Genomic DNA, 16,511 nt, shown 5'->3' with positions numbered 1-16,511 from the left:
ATGTATTCCTCAGCACTGTTGGTTCTCGAGGACGGGCGTTCCTTTCGTGGTCGATCCTTCGGAGCACCGGGGGAGACCTTCGGTGAACTGGTCTTCTCCACGGGGATGTCCGGCTACCAGGAGACCCTGACCGATCCCAGCTACCGCGGCCAGGTCGTCGTCGCCACCGCTCCGCACATCGGCAACACCGGCTGGAACGAGGAGGACGGGGAGTCCGCACGCATCCAGGTCGCCGGCTACGTCGTTCGGGATCCCGCGCCTCGCCCCTCGAACTGGCGCAGCCGCCGCAGTCTCGACGAGGAGCTGGCCGAGCAGGGAGTCGTCGGCATCTGTGATGTCGACACCCGCGCCCTGACCCGCCACATCCGCAGCCTTGGTGCCATGAGGGTGGGGATCTCCACCGAGGAGACCGACCCGGCCCGGTTGCTGGCCCGAGTCCTCGAACAGCCCGTCATGGCCGGTGCTGACCTCTGCCGGGAGGTCTCGACCGCCGAGCCCTACGTCGTCCCCGCGGTGGGGGAGCGGCGCCACACCGTGGCGGCGCTCGATCTGGGGATCAAGCGGATGACCCCGGTCCAGATGGCGGAGCGCGGCATGGAGGTCCACGTCCTGCCGGCGACGGCCACCTTCGAGGACGTCCTGGCGGTCAATCCCGACGGTGTCTTCTTCAGCAACGGACCCGGCGACCCGGCGACGGCGGACCACCAGGTCGACGTGCTGCGCCAGGTGCTGGCACACCGGCTGCCATACTTCGGCATCTGCTTCGGTAACCAACTCTTCGGTCGGGCGCTCGGTTTCGGCACCTACAAGCTGAAGTTCGGGCACCGTGGCATCAATCAGCCGGTGCTCGACCGCGGCACGCGGAAGGTCGAGATCACGGCCCAGAACCACGGCTTCGCGGTGGACGCCCCCCTCGACGCGGTGACCACGACCGAGTTCGGCGAGGCGAGGGTCTCCCACATCGGGCTCAACGACCAGGTGGTCGAGGGACTCGAACTGCACCGGGACGGTCAGCTCGTCGCCTTCTCGGTGCAGTACCACCCGGAGGCGGCCGCAGGTCCCCACGACGCCAACCACCTCTTCGACCGCTTCGCCAGGCTCATGGAGGCGCAACCATGAGAATCGACAGCCTTCGCATCAAGAACTATCGAGTGCTGCGGGATGTCACGCTGAGCGATCTGACGCCTCTCACGGTGCTGGTGGGGGCCAACGGCAGTGGGAAGTCGACCGTGTTCGACGCTTTCGCCTTTCTGCACGAGGCCTTTGCCCTGGGGCTCCGATCGGCTTGGGATCGACGCAACCGCATGTCGGCCATTCGCAGTCGTGGCGGGGACGGCCATGTCGAGTTTGAGCTCAAGTACAAGGTGGAGATCGACGGACGTAGGCGTCAGACCACCTACATCTTGGCGGTGGGGGAGGACAGTGGGTTGCCCGTCGTGGCGCGAGAGGTACTCCGATGGACCACTGCCCCTGCGCAGGGACGGCCCCGCGACATCCTCGTCTTCGAACGTGGTCACGGTAGGGTCTTCAATGAGCAGACCCAGGAGTACGAGGATGAGGTCATGGACTCCCCGGATCTGTTGGCGGTGTCCGCGCTGGGGCAGATGCAGCGTCATCAGAGGGTGCAGGCGCTGCGGAACTTCATCCAAGGGTGGTACCTGTCCTACCTGAGCGCGGACAACACCCGAACCACCCCGCCGAGCCGTCCCGAGGCCCGCCTCAGCCAGACTGGTGACAACCTTGCCAATGTGGTTCAGTATCTCCAGGAACAGCACCCCAACACCTTGGAGCACGTGTTCGCAGTTCTCGGCAGAAGGGTGCCGCAGCTGGAGAGCATTCGCCCCAAACTGCTGGAGGACGGCAGGCTCCTGCTCCGGTTGAAGGACCGCCCGTTCGACGATCCGGTGTTGGATCGGTTCACCAGTGACGGCACCCTGAAGCTGCTCGCTTACCTCACCATGCTGCACGACCCGAACCCTCCGACCGTGATCGGCATCGAGGAACCGGAGAACCAGCTGCATCCTCGCCTGGTGCCCGACCTGGCTGAGGATTTTCGGGAGCTGTCCGCTCGCTCCCAGGTTCTGGTGACCACGCATTCGCGGGAGTTCCTGTCGACGATCCGCCCCCGCGAGTTGCGGACCATCTCCCGTGGCGATGATGGCTATGCAATGATTCACAGGGTGTCCGACGATCCACGTGTCATGGCGATGTTGGAAGCTGGGGCGTCATTGCCGGAGCTCTGGGCGGAAGGCTATCTCCAGTCAGCCGACCCGCGATGGGCGTGAGACCATGACAAGGATCGGGCATGTCGAGTTCTTGGTGGAGGGGCGCTCGATGCAACTCTTCCTCGAGGGGATCCTGCCTAGGCTTCTGCCGGACGGTGTGTCTTTCCAGGTCATGGACTTGGGGAGCAAACAGGCGTTCCTGAAGAAGGTGGCGGCGCGGCTGTGCGGTTACCGGAACTGGCTGCCCGACAACCACAGGGTCGTACTGGTTGTCGACTCCGACACTGACGACTGCGAAGCGTTGCGGTCCCAGCTGCTCGCCAAGATCGAAGAGTCCGACCTGAGCGTCGCCAGCGCCAGTGTTGGTAGGGACGGACAGGTGCTGCCCCGGATTGCGGTGGAGATGCTCGAGGCGTGGTACTTCGGGGATACGGCTGCCCTGGGCTCAGCCTACGGCAAGAGGTTTGCCACGCTCTCGAAGAAACAGGGCCTTCGGGTGCCTGACCAGATCCGTGACCCGGCACGACGTCTGGAGCACCACCTCAGGTCGGTCCCCAAGCACCGGGCCGGTCTGAAGAAGACCGAACTCAGCCGCGACGTCGCTGAGCACTTCAACATTGAGAACAACTCATCGGCAAGTTTCGTGCGGTTCCGTGAAGGAGTCCGTTTCATCGCTGCTCAGATTCAGGAGTGTCATGCCTCGTAGAACCGACATCTCGTCGATCCTCGTCATCGGTTCCGGGCCGATCGTCATCGGTCAGGCCTGCGAGTTCGACTACTCGGGAACCCAGGCCTGCCGTGTGCTCAGGGCCGAGGGGTTCCGGGTGATCCTGGTCAACTCGAACCCCGCGACCATCATGACCGACCCCGACTTCGCGGACGCCACCTACGTGGAACCGATCACCCCGGAGTTCGTGGAGCGGGTCATCGCCAAGGAGCGCCCCGACGCCGTGCTGGCCACCCTCGGCGGTCAGACGGCGCTCAACACCGCCGTCGCCCTCCACGAGCAGGGGGTGCTCGAGCGTTACGGCTGCGAGCTGATCGGCGCCTCCTTCGAGGCGATCCAGCGGGGGGAGGACCGGGAACAGTTCAAGGCCATCGTCGAATCCCTCACCGACATCCCCGGGGGCGCACCGGAGGTGGCCAGGTCACGCATCTGCAACACCCTCGACGAAGTCATGGCCGCGGCCGAGGAACTCAGCTACCCCGTGGTGGTGCGCCCCTCCTTCACGATGGGTGGGGTCGGTTCCGGTTTCGCCCACACCCAGGAGGAGCTGAGGCAGATCGCGGGGGCGGGACTCGCCGCCAGCCCGGTGACCGAGGTGCTCATCGAGGAGTCGATCCTCGGATGGAAGGAGTATGAGCTGGAGGTGATGCGCGACAAGGCCGACAACGTCGTCATCATCTGTTCCATCGAGAACTTCGATCCGATGGGGGTCCACACCGGCGATTCCATCACCGTCGCCCCGGCCATGACCCTCACCGACCGTGAGTACCAGCGGATGCGGGACGTCGGAATCGCCATCATCCGCGCCGTCGGCGTCGACACCGGCGGCTGCAACATCCAGTTCGCCGTCAACCCGGTGGACGGGCGCATGATCGTCATCGAGATGAACCCTCGAGTGAGCCGATCCTCCGCGCTGGCCTCCAAGGCCACCGGGTTCCCCATCGCCAAGATCGCCGCGAAGGTCGCGGTGGGCTACACCCTCGACGAGATCCCCAACGACATCACCCGGGTGACCCCCGCATCCTTCGAGCCTGCCCTGGACTACGTCGTGGTGAAGGTGCCGCGGTTCGCCTTCGAGAAGTTCCCGTCCGCGGACTCGACGCTGACCACGCACATGAAGTCCGTGGGCGAGGTGATGTCGATCGGACGCAACTTCACCGAGGCCCTGGGCAAGGCGTTGCGCTCGACCGAGAACGGCACCGGTTTCTGGCTGGGGGAGCACCCCGGGACCGGGCTGGACGCCCTGTTGGAGGAACTGCGTCGCCCCCACGACGGCCGCCTGCTCGGTCTCGTACGGGCCTTCGACCTCGGCGCCACCGTCGAGGACCTCCACGCCGCGACCCGCATCGACCCGTGGTTCCTCGACCAGATCGCGCTCATCCACGAGGTCGGTCGCGATCTCGCCGCGGCCGAGCGCCTCGACCCCGCGTTGCTGCGACGGGCCAAGCGGCACGGGCTGTCCGATGCCCAGATCGGCCGACTCCGCGGCCTCGATGAGGGAGTGATCCGGCAGCTGAGGTGGGCTCTCGACATCCGCCCCGTGTACAAGGCAGTCGACACGTGCGCGGCGGAGTTCGAGGCCCGCACCCCGTACCTGTACTCCACGTACGACGAGGAGAACGAGGTGCCGGAGCGGACCAAGGAGGCCGTGCTGATCCTCGGATCGGGGCCGAACCGGATCGGTCAGGGCATCGAGTTCGACTACTCCTGCGTGCACGCCACGATGGCGCTGCGGGAGGCCGGCTACGAGGCCATCATGGTCAACTGCAACCCGGAGACGGTGTCCACGGACTACGACACCTCCGACCGGCTGTACTTCGAACCGCTCACGGCTGAGGACGTGCTGGAGATCTTCCACGCCGAGGCCATCGCGGGCCCGGTGGCGGGGGTCATCTGCCAACTCGGTGGGCAGACCCCGCTGAAGCTCGCCCAGGTCCTCAAGGACGCGGGTGTTCCCATCGTCGGGACGTCGCCGGAGGCCATCAACCTCGCCGAGGAGCGAGGGGCCTTCGGACGGGTGCTGGCCAAGGCGGGGCTGCCCGCCCCCAAGCACGGCATGGCGGGGTCGGCGACGGAGGCGCGGCAGATCGCCGCGGAGATCGGCTACCCGGTGCTCGTGCGTCCGAGCTTCGTCCTGGGCGGCCGGGGCATGGAGATCGTCTACGACGACGAGGCCCTCGACCGGTACATCGCGGGGGCGACGGAGGTCTCGGAGGGCTCGCCCGTGCTGGTGGACCGCTTCCTCGACGATGCGGTCGAGATCGACGTCGATGCCCTTTACGACGGTGCCGAGCTCTACCTCGGCGGGGTGATGGAGCACATCGAGGAGGCGGGGATCCACTCCGGCGACTCGGCCTGCTCCCTGCCGCCCATCACCCTCGGCGACGAGATCATCGAACGGATCCGACGCTCCACCGCGCTCATCGCAGAGGGCGTGGGGGTGAAGGGGCTGCTCAACATCCAGTACGCCCTCCACGCGGACGTGCTCTACGTGCTCGAGGCGAACCCCCGGGCCTCACGGACCGTGCCCTTCGTCTCCAAGGCCACGAACACCCCGCTGGCCAAGGCGGCGGCCCGGATCATGCTCGGCGCCACCATTGCGGAGCTGCGTGAGGAGGGAATGCTCGACAGGGAGGGGGACGGTACCGCCGTGCGACCCGGGGCGCCGGTGGCCGTGAAGGAGGCCGTCATGCCGTTCAACCGGTTCCGGACGGTGACCGGCGCCTTCGTGGACACCCTGCTCGGACCCGAGATGCGTTCGACGGGGGAGGTGATGGGGCTGGACCAGAGCTTCGGCCGGGCCTACGCGAAGAGCCAGGCGGCCAGCGGGGGGCCGCTGCCGACGAGCGGCACGGTCTTCGTCTCCATCGCGAACCGGGACAAGCGACACGCCATCTGGCCCATCAAACGCCTCGCCGACCTCGGCTTCAGGATTCTCGCGACCTCGGGCACCGCCTCCGTCCTCCGTCGCAACGGCGTGGAGGCCACCGAGGTCATGAAACTGTCGCAGCGGGACAGTGAGTCTCCGGAGCCGAGCATCGTGGAACTCATCAAGAACGGCGGCATCGACCTCATCTTCAACACTCCCCAAGGGACGACGGACGGGGTGAACACGCGGAAGGACGGCTACCTGATCCGGACGGCCGCCGTGCTCGCCAACGTTCCCTGCATCACGACCGTTCCCGGCCTGGGGGCCGCGGTCCAGGGAATTGAGAACCAGCTGCGCGGCGAACTGGCCGTGCGCTCCCTCCAGGAATGGGCGTCCCTGAGATGACAGGGCTCCTGACCCGGGCGGAGCTCGGCGCCTACCAACGTCTCGTGCGGCCGGTGCTGTTCCGGCTGTTCGGGGGGGACCCGGAGGTGGTGCACGAACGGATGATCGAGTGGATGGGCCACGTGCCCGGCACCCGGAGCGCCCGTGTGGTCGATCCCGTCGAGGTGGCGGGCATCCGGTTCCCCAACCGGGTGGGGGTTGCCGCCGGTTTGGACAAGGACGGCGTGGCGGCGGCCGCCTGGGCACGTCTGGGGTTCGGTTTCGCGGAGCTGGGCACCGTGACGGGGCGTCCGCAGCCCGGCAACCCGAAGCCGAGAATCATGCGCGCCGTGGCCTCACGGGCCATTGTCAATCGAATGGGGTTCAACAACGCGGGGGCTGACGCGCTCGCCGACAGACTCCTCAAACGCGGCGTCACCCGGGGCACCGGGAGGCTCGGGATCCCGCTCGGGGTGTCCATCGGCAAGACGAAGGCGGTGCCCTTGGACAAGGCCCACGACGACTACCTGGCCTCCGTCACTGCGATCCGGCCCCACGCCGACTACATCGCCGTGAACGTCTCGAGCCCCAACACTCCCGGGCTGCGATCCCTCCAGGCCGCGCATGAGGTGGCGGCTCTGCTCAGGGTCGTGGTGACGGCGGCCGTGGACGGTGCCGAGCAGGTCCCGGTTCTGGTGAAGTTGGCACCGGACCTCGAGGACGACGACCTCGTCAACACCCTCGCAGCGATCGAGGAATCCGGTGCGGCCGGTGTCATCGCCACGAACACCACCCTCAGCAGACGGGGGCTCGCACCCGCCGATGCCCGGCTGGCGGCGGAAGCCGGTGGGCTCTCCGGGGCTCCCCTCACCGCGCGGGCCCTCGCCTTCGTGGACCGCGTCGCCGGGCTCACCGAACTGCCGATCATCGGGGTCGGGGGCATCATGAGCCCCGCCGACGCCGGACGCATGTTCGACGCGGGCGCACGGCTGATCCAGCTGTACACCGGATTCATCTACGCCGGCCCGGCGTTGGTGAGGGGCATTCACGAACTGACGGGGGTGAGGGTATGACCTGGCACGAGAGGCTGGCCGCGTCCACGGCGGAACGTGGCAATCTGTGCGTGGGTATCGATCCGATGCCACGCGTTCTCGCCGCGTGGGACCTGCCGCACGACCTGTCCGGGCTGGAGGCCTGCGCCCGTGGCATCGTCGAGGAGCTCGGGGACCGGATCGCGGTGTTCAAACCCCAGTCCGCCTTCTTCGAGGCCTTCGGATCCGCGGGGGTCGCGGTCCTCGAGCGGGTGTTGAATGACATTCATCAGGTGGGGGCGCTGAGTCTGCTCGACGTGAAGCGAGGCGACATCGGATCCTCGATGGCCGGCTATGCGGCTGGTTACCTGACGGACGGATCCCCCCTCGCAGCGGATGCCATCACCGTCAGCCCCTATCTCGGTGTCGGGGCCTTGGCCCCGGCGATCGATGCGGCAGTGGCATCGGATCGTGGTCTCTACGTGCTTGCCCGGACGTCGAACCCTGAGGGAGCCGAACTCCAGGCAGCCACGGCGCAGCTGGTCGTCGACGAGATCACCCGCGGAAATCCGACCTGGAACCACGCCGTGGGCCTCGTCGTGGGCGCCACGCACGAGGACGTCGGCTGTGACCTGTCGGCATTCAATGGTTCCATCCTGGCCCCCGGCATCGGGGCACAGGGGGGTTCGGTCTCCGGGCTGCGGGCCAGTTTCGGGGATGCGGTGCGGCTGGTTCTGCCCACAGCCAGTCGTGAGGTCATCGGGGGTGGTCGCGTGGAGCTCCGGGAACGCGCCTCGGTTCTGCTGAATCAGGTTCAGGCCCTGAAAAGCTGACACGACAGGCACCTCATTTTCGCTCCGGCATGGCGGTTGGGCTTGTAAGTTGGTTGCAGGCCCAAGGTAAACGCAATCGCACATAAGGAGCACCGATGGCCATTCCGCAACTCAGCGAAGAACAGCTCCAGTCGGCACGCGCCGCCGCCACCGAGGCCAGGCGGGCCCGCGCACACCTGAAGGAACAGGTCAAGGATGGTTCCCTGACCCTACCTCAGGCACTCGACAAGGCGATGGGGGATGACACTCTGTCCCGTGTCAAGGTGGTGGACCTGCTGCGTGCACTGCCACGAGTGGGGGTGACACGATCCCAGGAGATCATGGAACACTTGGACATCGCAGCCAACCGGAGAATCCGTGGCCTCGGCCGACACCAGGTCGAGCGTCTGAAGGAGTTGTTCTCGTAGAATCAGTCGGGTGCCAACCACTCGACGACATCCGTGGATCATCTCAGGGCCCAGCGGGGTGGGCAAGGGGACCGTGTGTGCGCGCCTGACCCAGCTGCACCCTGAGATCCACATCCCCGTTTCCGTCACCACGAGGTCGCCTCGCCCCGGTGAGGTCGACGGGGTGAGTTACCACTTCGTGTCCGCGAAGGAGTTCCAGCGGCTCGTGGATGCCGGCGAGTTGCTGGAACACGTTGTGATGTACGGTTCCAGCTGCTACGGCACCTCACGAGCCGACGTCATGTCCGCTCTCGCTGCGGGTCGGACGGTGGTGTTGGAGATCGACCTCCAGGGGGCGCGCCAGGTCAAGATGAGCATGCCTGAGGCCAGGCTGGTCTTCCTGGAGCCTCCGTCGTGGGATGAATTGGTGCGGCGGCTGGAGGGCAGGGGGACCGAGGACCCTGAGGCCGTGGCGCGCCGTCTGAGCACGGCCAGACTCGAGCTGGCGGCACGCGAGGAGGCGGACCACATCGTCGTCAACGAGGACATCGAGGAAACCGTGGCGGCTTTGGTAAGCTTGTTGGGCTTGTGACCGCAAGCCATTCTCCTTTCGACTCCCGAGGTGGATCTTGAGCACGAATCCCGAAGGCATCACCAACCCGCCGATCGACGACCTCCTGGAGAAGGTGGACTCGAAGTATCGCTTGGTGATCTTCGCTGCCAAGCGCGCCCGCCAGATCAACGCCTACTACTCCCAGCTGGGCGAGGGCCTGCTGGAGAACGTGGGCCCGCTGGTGAGCGTTGCCCCGCAGGAGAAGCCCCTGTCCATCGCGCTGCGTGAGATGCGCGACGGCATGCTGGAGTACACGGAGATCGATCCGGAGGCCGAGGCGGCGGAGCGTGCCGCAGCGGAGGCCGATCCGGCCTTCGCCTTCGTCGATCCCTTCGCGGATCTCGACATCGATCCGGCTTCCTGATGACCCGACTCTTCACCTCGGAGTCCGTGACCGAGGGTCACCCCGACAAGATCGCCGATTCGATCTCTGACGCCGTCCTGGATGCACTCCTGGCGGAGGACCGGACCGCCCGCGTGGCGGTGGAGACTCTCATCACCACCGGCTTGGTGGTTGTGGCAGGGGAGGTGTCCACCTCGGCCTACGCCGACATCGCCACCCTGGTGCGCAACCGCATCCTGGACATCGGCTACAACAGTTCCCGCGTGGGTTTCGATGGCGCGTCCTGCGGCGTGACCGTCGCCATCGGCGCCCAGTCGCCGGACATCGCCGGAGGCGTCAACGACTCCTTGGAGGTTCGCAGCCACGAGGCGGAGGACGCTGCCAGCCGCCAGGGGGCGGGCGACCAGGGACTCATGTTCGGCTACGCCTGCGACGAGACCCCGGAACTCATGCCGTTGCCGATCCACCTGGCGCATCGTCTCGCCGCCAGGCTCACCGAGGTTCGCAAGAGCGGGCAGCTCGATTACCTGCGGCCGGACGGCAAGACCCAGGTCACGGTGCGCTACGAGGAGGGCCGCCCCGTCGGGATCGACACCGTCGTGGTGTCCTCGCAGCACGACGAGGGAATCTCACTGACCGACGTGATGACGCCGGAACTCACCTCCCACGTGATCGCCCCGGTGCTGAGTAAACACGGCTTCGACCCCGACCAGTCCCAGATCTTCATCAACCCCAGTGGCAAGTTCGTCATCGGGGGACCCATGGGGGATGCGGGCGTCACCGGTCGGAAGATCATCGTGGACACCTACGGCGGCATGGCCCGGCACGGCGGTGGCGCCTTCTCCGGCAAGGACCCCTCCAAGGTTGACCGCTCCGCCGCGTACGCCACCCGATGGGTGGCGAAGAACGTGGTCGCCTCCGGGCTGGCCGAGCGCTGTGAGGTGCAGGTGGCCTACGCCATCGGCAAAGCCCGACCCGTTGGTTTCTACCTCGACACCTTCGGAACCGGAAAGGTGCCAACGGAGCAGATCGTCGATGCGGTGAACTCCACCTTCGACCTGCGACCGGCCAGCATCATCGCCGATCTCGACCTCCTGCGGCCCGTCTACGCGCAGTTCGCCACCCTCGGCCACTTCGGCCGGGAGGAGAAGGACGCGACCTGGGAGAGCACCGATCGGGCGGAGACCCTCGCGAGGGCCGTCAAGGGCTGACCATGGACGCGGCCGCCCTGTTCGACGATCCGGGCGCCGAGGAGACGGTGGCCAAGGTCATGGTGGACGTGCCGTTGGCCCATCTCGATCGTCCCTTCGACTATGCGATCCCGGACCGGTTGCGGGAGGCCACCCAACCCGGTGTGCGGGTCAAGGTCCGCTTCGCCGGGCAGGATGTCGACGGCTGGGTGGTTCGGCTCGGGCCTCGGGAGTCCGACGGAGCCCTGTCTTCGTTGCGTCGGGTCGTCTCCAGCGAACGGATCCTCTCACCGGAACTGTTCGACCTCATTCGTTTCGTCGCCGACCACTACGCCGGGACGTGGTGGGACGTGGCGCGGCTCGCCATCCCCGCCCGACACGCCACGACGGAACAGGATGAGCAGATGCCGTGGCCCTCGCCGGGGGAGACGACTGAGCCGGTGGTGCTGCCGCGGTTCCCGGGAGGCGCTGAACTGCTCAAGGCCCTGCGCTCGGGGGCGAATCCCCGGGGAGCATGGCAGGTCCCTGCCGTGCAGTCCACCGACGGGGACCTGTGGGGGGGTGTCGTCGAGGCCGTGGCGGCCACCGTCGCGGGTGGTCGGTGCGCCATCGTCCTCGTCCCGACCCACCGGCAGGTGATCCTGGGGGCCGAACGACTGCGGCAGGCGCTGGGGCAGGGCACGATTGCCGAACTCACCGCGGACTCGGGACGCGCCGAGCGGTACCGGAACTATCTCGCGGCACTGCGTGGCGAGGCCAGGGTGGTGATCGGGACCCGGTCAGCGGCTTTCGTCCCCGTCGCGAGGCCCGGGTTGATCGTGGTGGTCGACGACGGACATGACGGACATGCGGAGGAACGCAGCCCCCGTCCCCATGCGCGCACGGTCGCGACCCTGCGGGCGGTGCACTCGGGATGCGGGCTGCTGTTCGCGTCCCATGCCCGCTCCTGCGAGGTCCAGCACCTCCTGGACCGGGACTGGTTGCATCCGCTGGAACTGCCTCCGATGCAGGCCCGCCGTCTGGTCCCCGCCGTGCGCGTGGCCGATCCCTATTCGGCGCGCAACGTCGGTGGGGCCCCGCTCAGGCTGCCGGCCGAGGCCTTCAACGTCCTGAGGGCGGCCCTTGCCAGGGGGCCGGTGCTCGTCAGCGTCGCCCGTGCCGGCCATTCGACGGGGCTGAGGTGCGCCCGATGCCGGCACCGGGCCCGCTGTCCTCGATGTTCGGGACCCCTCATCAGGCCCAGCAGGGATCAGCTCCGATGCACCCTGTGTGGCGCCACACCCGTGCGCTGGGAATGCGACCGCTGTCACGCCACCGCCCTGGCCGCCGTCGGTGCCGGGTCCGAGCGCACGGCGGAGGAACTCGGGCGGGCCTTTCCCGGGGTGCCGGTGATGAATTCTTCGGCGGATCGCATCCGGGACCGGGTGCCGGACGGCTCCGCCATCGTCGTCGCCACACCCGGGGGGGAACCGCGCGCGATGCACGGCTATGCGGCGGCGCTGCTGCTCGACACGGAGCTGACGCTCGCCCGCAGCGACCTTCGTGCAGGGGAGGAGGCCCTGCGACGCTGGTGCACCGTCTCGTCCCTGGTGATCCCCGGTTCCGTCGGCGGCACCGTCCTGGCGGTGGGCGATGCGTCGGATCCGGTGCTGCAGGCCCTGGTGCGGGCTGACCCGGGCGGGTTCGCCGCGAGGGAACTCCTTGAGCGCAGGGCAGCTGGTCTCCCCCCAGCGGTCAAGGCCGCCCAGATCGCGGGGGACCCGGATGCGGTGACCGCCTTCCTCGACAACGACCCCTTCCGGGGTGTCGAGATCCTGGGGCCCACCGTCACCGGTGAGGAACCCCAGCTGACCTCGCGTGCCCTGCTACGGTGCCCCTTGGAACAGGGGCGTGATCTCGTGAAGTCCCTGAAATCCGCCGCAGCGATCCGCTCCGCCCGCAAGGAGGGCGGCAGGCTGAGCATCCATGTCGATCCCCTGAACGTCGAGTGAGGAAACCATGAGACTCGTCTTCGCCGGTACCCCCCAGGTCGCCGTGCCCTCATTGGAGGCCGTGGCCGCCTCATCACGTCACGAGCTCGTCGCGGTCATCACCCGGCCCGACGCCCCCGCGGGTCGCGGCCGTCGACTCACCCCGTCACCGGTGGCCGTACGAGCAGCGGAACTGGGGGTCGAGGTCCTCAAGCCCGAGCGCCCCGCTGAGGAGACGATGCTGGAACGCCTGCGAACCCTCGCCCCGGATGCCTGCCCCGTCGTCGCCTACGGAGCGCTGCTCCCGCAGGCCGCTCTCGACATCCCCCCGCACGGGTGGATCAATCTGCACTTCTCCCTGTTGCCCAGGTGGCGGGGAGCGGCGCCGGTCCAGCGCGCCATCATGGCGGGGGACGAGTTCATCGGCACCTCGTGTTTCCGCATCGTGAAGGCCTTGGACGCCGGTCCGGTCTTCGAGACGGAACAACGCCCCCTTCCCGAGAGGACAGCGGGGGAACTGCTCGACGAGCTCGCGGTCTCAGGGGCAGCCCAGCTGCTTCGGACCCTTGACGCCATCGAGGCCGGGGTCACCCCGCGGGCTCAGGCGGAGGAGGGCGTCACCCTTGCGCCGAAGCTCACCCCGGCTGAGGCGAGGATCGACTTCGCGCGTACCGCCACCGAGGTGCGCAACCACGTCCTGGGGTGTTCCCCGGAGCCCGGTGCCTGGGCGGAGCATGAGGGACAGCGGATCAAGATTCTCCGTGCCACTGTGGCAGCTGAGGGGATGACTCTCGCTCCGGGCGAGTTGCATCCGTTGAAGCGGCGCGTCCTGGTCGGCTGCGGTGAGGGAATCCTCGAGCTGCTGGAGGTGCAGCCCGCAGGAAAACGACGTATGTCTGCGGTCGACTGGGCCCGGCAGGGCATCTCCGGGGTGTTGTCGTGACTGCCCGCCGGGTGGCCTTCGACGTGCTCCGCGAGGTGACGGGCGACGGGGCCTACGCCAACCTTGCCCTTGCGAAACGACTGGCGACTGCGGGCCTCGACGCGCGCGACGCGAGCTTCGTCACTGAGCTCGTCGCTGGGACGTGCAGACTGCTGGGGACCTACGATCGCGTCATCGAAGCCGCTTCCGGGCGGCGGATCAAGACCTTTCAACCGGCCGTGCTCGATCTGCTCCGCCTGCTGTCCCACCAGGCCCTGTCCATGTCGGTCCCCAGCCGGGCCGCGGTCGCCACGACCGTGGACCTGGCCCGCAGCACAGTCGGGCCACGGGTGACCGGTCTGGTGAACGCGGTGGGACGCCGGATCTGCGACCGGACACTCGAGGAGTGGACCACCCTGATCGCCAGCGACGAGGACGCGATGGGTTCGCTCGCGATCCGGCACCACCATCCCCGGTGGATCGCCGAGGCCTATGGGGATCTTCTCCCGGATCAGGAACTGCCCGAGGCACTCGAGGCGAACAACCTCGCCCCGCGGCCCACCCTGGTGGTCAGGCCCGGCCTGGCCACCGTCGAGGAACTGGCACCGGCCGAAGCAACGCGGTGGTCGCCCTTCGGCGCCACCCTCGACGGGGTTCCGGCGGGAATCCCCGCCGTGAGAGAGGGGCGGGCCGGGGTCCAGGATGAGGGGTCGCAACTCGTTGCCCTCGCGCTGACCCGGGTCACCGCACCGAAGGGCCCTTGGCTCGACCTCTGCGCCGGGCCGGGCGGGAAGGCCGCGCTGCTCGCCGGACTCGCCGCTGCGGAGGGGACGAGCCTCGTCGCCAACGAGGTCGCCCCGCATCGTGCCGCGCTGGTGGAGCAGGCGGTGGCCGGACTGCCCGATGGCTCCATCACCGTGACCTGCACCGATGGGCGTCGACCGGAGGGCCTGGCCCCGCTCGGTCCGTTCGCACGGATCATGGTGGATGCGCCGTGCAGTGGGCTGGGCGCACTGCGGCGTCGTCCCGAGTCACGGTGGCGTCGCCGACCCGAGGATCTCGACGAACTGCTTCCGCTGCAGTCGGAACTGCTCGACGCAGCGGTGTCATTGTGCGCCGAGGGTGGGGTGGTGGCGTACGTCACCTGTTCCCCGCACCGCGCCGAGACTCGGGAGATCGTCGAGGCCGCGACGGAACGGCATCCCGTGGAGGTCCTCGACGCCCCGGCACTCCTGCCCGAGGTCCCGGAGATCGCCGAGGGCCGCTTCGTCCAGTTCTGGCCGCACCGCCATGGAACGGACGGGATGTTTCTGGCCCTACTGCGCCGGAGGTGAGTAGGCTCTGGGCATGCGCATCACGCCGAGCATCCTCAACGCTGACTTCGCCAACATCGGCCAGGAGATCGCCCGCATCCCCAGCGCCGACGCGGTGCACGTCGATGTCATGGACAATCACTTCGTGCCGAATCTGTCGCTGGGACTGCCGGTGGTCGAGGCGATTCGTCGAAGCACCCCGCACATGCTTGACATCCACCTCATGATCGAGCAGCCGGACCGTTGGGCCCCGGCCTATGCCGAGATCGGGGCGGAATCAGTGACCTTCCATGTGGAGGCCGCTCAGGCCCCGATTCGGTTGGCGAGAGAACTACGGGCGCTCGGTTCCCGTGCCTCGATCGCGCTGAAACCGGCCACACCCATCGACAGCTGCGCCGACATGCTGGACGAGGTCGACATGGTGCTCCTGATGACGGTGGAACCGGGATTCGGCGGGCAACGTTTCCTGGACCTGGTGCTGCCCAAGATCCGACGCACCCGAGAACTGCTCGGGGATCGTCCGATCTGGTTGCAGGTCGACGGCGGGGTGTCGTTGGAGACGATCGGGCGATGCGCTGAGGCGGGGGCGGACACCTTCGTGGCCGGATCCGCGGTCTACAGCTCAGCGGACCCCGATGCCATGGTGCGTGACCTGCGCGAGGCCGCTCTCGCCTGCGTTTACTAGGAGGGTGCGCGGATGGGGATCGTGGCGAGGATCGTCACGGTGGCTCCCCGGTGATGCGGAGGAGGAGCGCACTGGATCGTGCGGTCGAGGAGGTCCGCGGCCAGGGGGCTTCCGGGGCGCCCGCAGTAGATGCGCCTATCCGCGCACCCTCTAAGGGCGCTCAGGGTCGTCCTGCTGCCTGAGGTATTTCTCGAACTCCGCAGCGATGGAGTCGCCAGTGGCCCCCTCGACGTCGGTGGCGTCCTTGGCCTCCTCGAGTTGTTCGATGTACTCGGCAACCTCAGGGTCCTCTGAGCTGAGGGCATCCACCGCGTTGACCCACTCGGTGGTGGCGGACTGGAGTCCCTTGCTCCCGAGATCCACCCTGAGAGCGTCCTCGAGCCGATGCAGGAGGGCGTGTTGACCCTTGGGGTTCGGGGGGTTCGAGACGTAGTGAGGAATCGACACCCACATGGAGGCGCTGGGGAGACCTTCAGCGATGAGCATCTGGCTCACCACCCCGGTGATCCCGGTCGGGCCCTCGTAGGTGAGTTCCTCCACGGCGAGGGAGGTCTTCAGTTCGTCGTTCCACGTGTACATGGCCACGGGGAAGGGCCGCGAGTGGGGAGTGTCGCTGAGCATGGCCCCGAGGAGGATCACGACATCCGGCTCGAGTCGCGCGATACGAGCCACGAGTTCCTGCGCGAACGAACGCCACAGCTGATTGGGTTCCGGTCCGACGACGAGGATGAGGTCTCGGGTCTCGAGGCTGATCCGTTGCAGGGAGATGTGCGGCCACTGGATCCAAGGACCATCCGCCGACCTGCGGAGGATCGGGCGAGTGACCTGGAAGTCAAAGTATCGTTCGTCATCCAGGCTGTCGATCTCAGTCGACTCGTGCTGGGCCATGAGGTACAGCAGCGTGTCGCTGGCGGCGTTCCCAGCGTCGTTCCACCCACTGAAGGCCACGATCACCGCTGCCTGCCGCTTGCCCTGCTCCCGCTCGTGCTGCATTCCTTCAGTCTACGGAGGTGAACGACC

15 protein-coding genes are annotated in these 16,511 nt (G+C 67.6%); 14 read left to right on the top strand and 1 reads right to left on the bottom strand.

Annotation, left to right across the window (positions count from 1 at the left end; all coding sequences use genetic code 11):
* From carA to rpe, 14 genes are all read left to right on the top strand, one after another.
* Window positions 1–1,119, top strand: coding sequence for a glutamine-hydrolyzing carbamoyl-phosphate synthase small subunit (gene carA, locus EII35_RS02075; RefSeq protein WP_125226799.1), 1,119 nt, complete (start codon window positions 1–3; stop codon window positions 1,117–1,119).
* Window positions 1,116–2,285, top strand: coding sequence for an AAA family ATPase (locus EII35_RS02070; RefSeq protein WP_125226798.1), 1,170 nt, complete (start codon window positions 1,116–1,118; stop codon window positions 2,283–2,285). Before carA ends, EII35_RS02070 begins: the two co-directional genes overlap by 4 nt.
* A 4-nt stretch (window positions 2,286–2,289) precedes the next feature.
* Window positions 2,290–2,931: a DUF4276 family protein gene (locus tag EII35_RS02065; RefSeq protein WP_125226797.1), complete on the top strand. Its 642-nt coding sequence runs from the start codon at window positions 2,290–2,292 to the stop codon at window positions 2,929–2,931.
* A complete protein-coding gene (gene carB, locus EII35_RS02060) occupies window positions 2,921–6,226 on the top strand; it encodes a carbamoyl-phosphate synthase large subunit (protein WP_125226796.1) in 3,306 nt (1,101 codons plus the stop codon). The genes EII35_RS02065 and carB overlap by 11 nt, the downstream gene beginning before the upstream one ends.
* Window positions 6,223–7,278 carry a quinone-dependent dihydroorotate dehydrogenase gene (locus EII35_RS02055; RefSeq protein ID WP_125226795.1) on the top strand — a complete coding sequence of 352 codons (1,056 nt, stop codon included), beginning with the start codon at window positions 6,223–6,225 and terminating at the stop codon, window positions 7,276–7,278. Before carB ends, EII35_RS02055 begins: the two co-directional genes overlap by 4 nt.
* Entirely contained in the window at window positions 7,275–8,069 is a 795-nt protein-coding gene (gene pyrF / locus EII35_RS02050; protein ID WP_125226794.1) for an orotidine-5'-phosphate decarboxylase, read from the top strand. The genes EII35_RS02055 and pyrF overlap by 4 nt, the downstream gene beginning before the upstream one ends.
* A 95-nt stretch (window positions 8,070–8,164) precedes the next feature.
* Window positions 8,165–8,476 carry an integration host factor, actinobacterial type gene (mihF, locus tag EII35_RS02045; RefSeq protein WP_125226793.1) on the top strand — a complete coding sequence of 104 codons (312 nt, stop codon included), beginning with the start codon at window positions 8,165–8,167 and terminating at the stop codon, window positions 8,474–8,476.
* A 10-nt stretch (window positions 8,477–8,486) separates the two neighbouring features.
* Window positions 8,487–9,047, top strand: coding sequence for a guanylate kinase (gene gmk / locus EII35_RS02040; RefSeq protein WP_221739653.1), 561 nt, complete (start codon window positions 8,487–8,489; stop codon window positions 9,045–9,047).
* A gap of 34 nt (window positions 9,048–9,081) precedes the next feature.
* On the top strand, window positions 9,082–9,432 hold the full coding sequence (gene rpoZ, locus EII35_RS02035; RefSeq protein WP_125226792.1) for a DNA-directed RNA polymerase subunit omega: 351 nt from the start codon (window positions 9,082–9,084) through the stop codon (window positions 9,430–9,432).
* Entirely contained in the window at window positions 9,432–10,622 is a 1,191-nt protein-coding gene (gene metK / locus EII35_RS02030; RefSeq protein ID WP_185744114.1) for a methionine adenosyltransferase, read from the top strand. Before rpoZ ends, metK begins: the two co-directional genes overlap by 1 nt.
* Window positions 10,623–10,624: 2 nt before the next feature.
* Window positions 10,625–12,592, top strand: coding sequence for a primosomal protein N' family DNA-binding protein (locus EII35_RS02025; protein ID WP_125226790.1), 1,968 nt, complete (start codon window positions 10,625–10,627; stop codon window positions 12,590–12,592).
* Window positions 12,593–12,599: 7 nt separating this feature from the next.
* Window positions 12,600–13,514, top strand: a complete 915-nt coding sequence (gene fmt, locus EII35_RS02020; protein ID WP_125226789.1) for a methionyl-tRNA formyltransferase — start codon at window positions 12,600–12,602, stop codon at window positions 13,512–13,514.
* Complete coding sequence (locus EII35_RS02015) at window positions 13,511–14,827, top strand: RsmB/NOP family class I SAM-dependent RNA methyltransferase (protein ID WP_260464980.1); 1,317 nt, start codon at window positions 13,511–13,513, stop codon at window positions 14,825–14,827. Before fmt ends, EII35_RS02015 begins: the two co-directional genes overlap by 4 nt.
* A gap of 13 nt (window positions 14,828–14,840) precedes the next feature.
* On the top strand, window positions 14,841–15,491 hold the full coding sequence (rpe, locus tag EII35_RS02010) for a ribulose-phosphate 3-epimerase (RefSeq protein ID WP_125226787.1): 651 nt from the start codon (window positions 14,841–14,843) through the stop codon (window positions 15,489–15,491).
* 150 nt (window positions 15,492–15,641) lie between these two features.
* On the opposite strand, the gene EII35_RS02005 is transcribed toward rpe, so the two are convergent.
* A complete protein-coding gene (locus tag EII35_RS02005; RefSeq protein WP_125226786.1) occupies window positions 15,642–16,484 on the bottom strand; it encodes a PAC2 family protein in 843 nt (280 codons plus the stop codon).
* Window positions 16,485–16,511 lie beyond the last annotated feature (27 nt).

It is taken from the genome of Arachnia propionica, from assembly GCF_003932785.1.
Classification (GTDB): domain Bacteria; phylum Actinomycetota; class Actinomycetes; order Propionibacteriales; family Propionibacteriaceae; genus Arachnia; species Arachnia propionica_B.
This window is presented reverse-complemented; position numbering and strand designations above follow the sequence as displayed.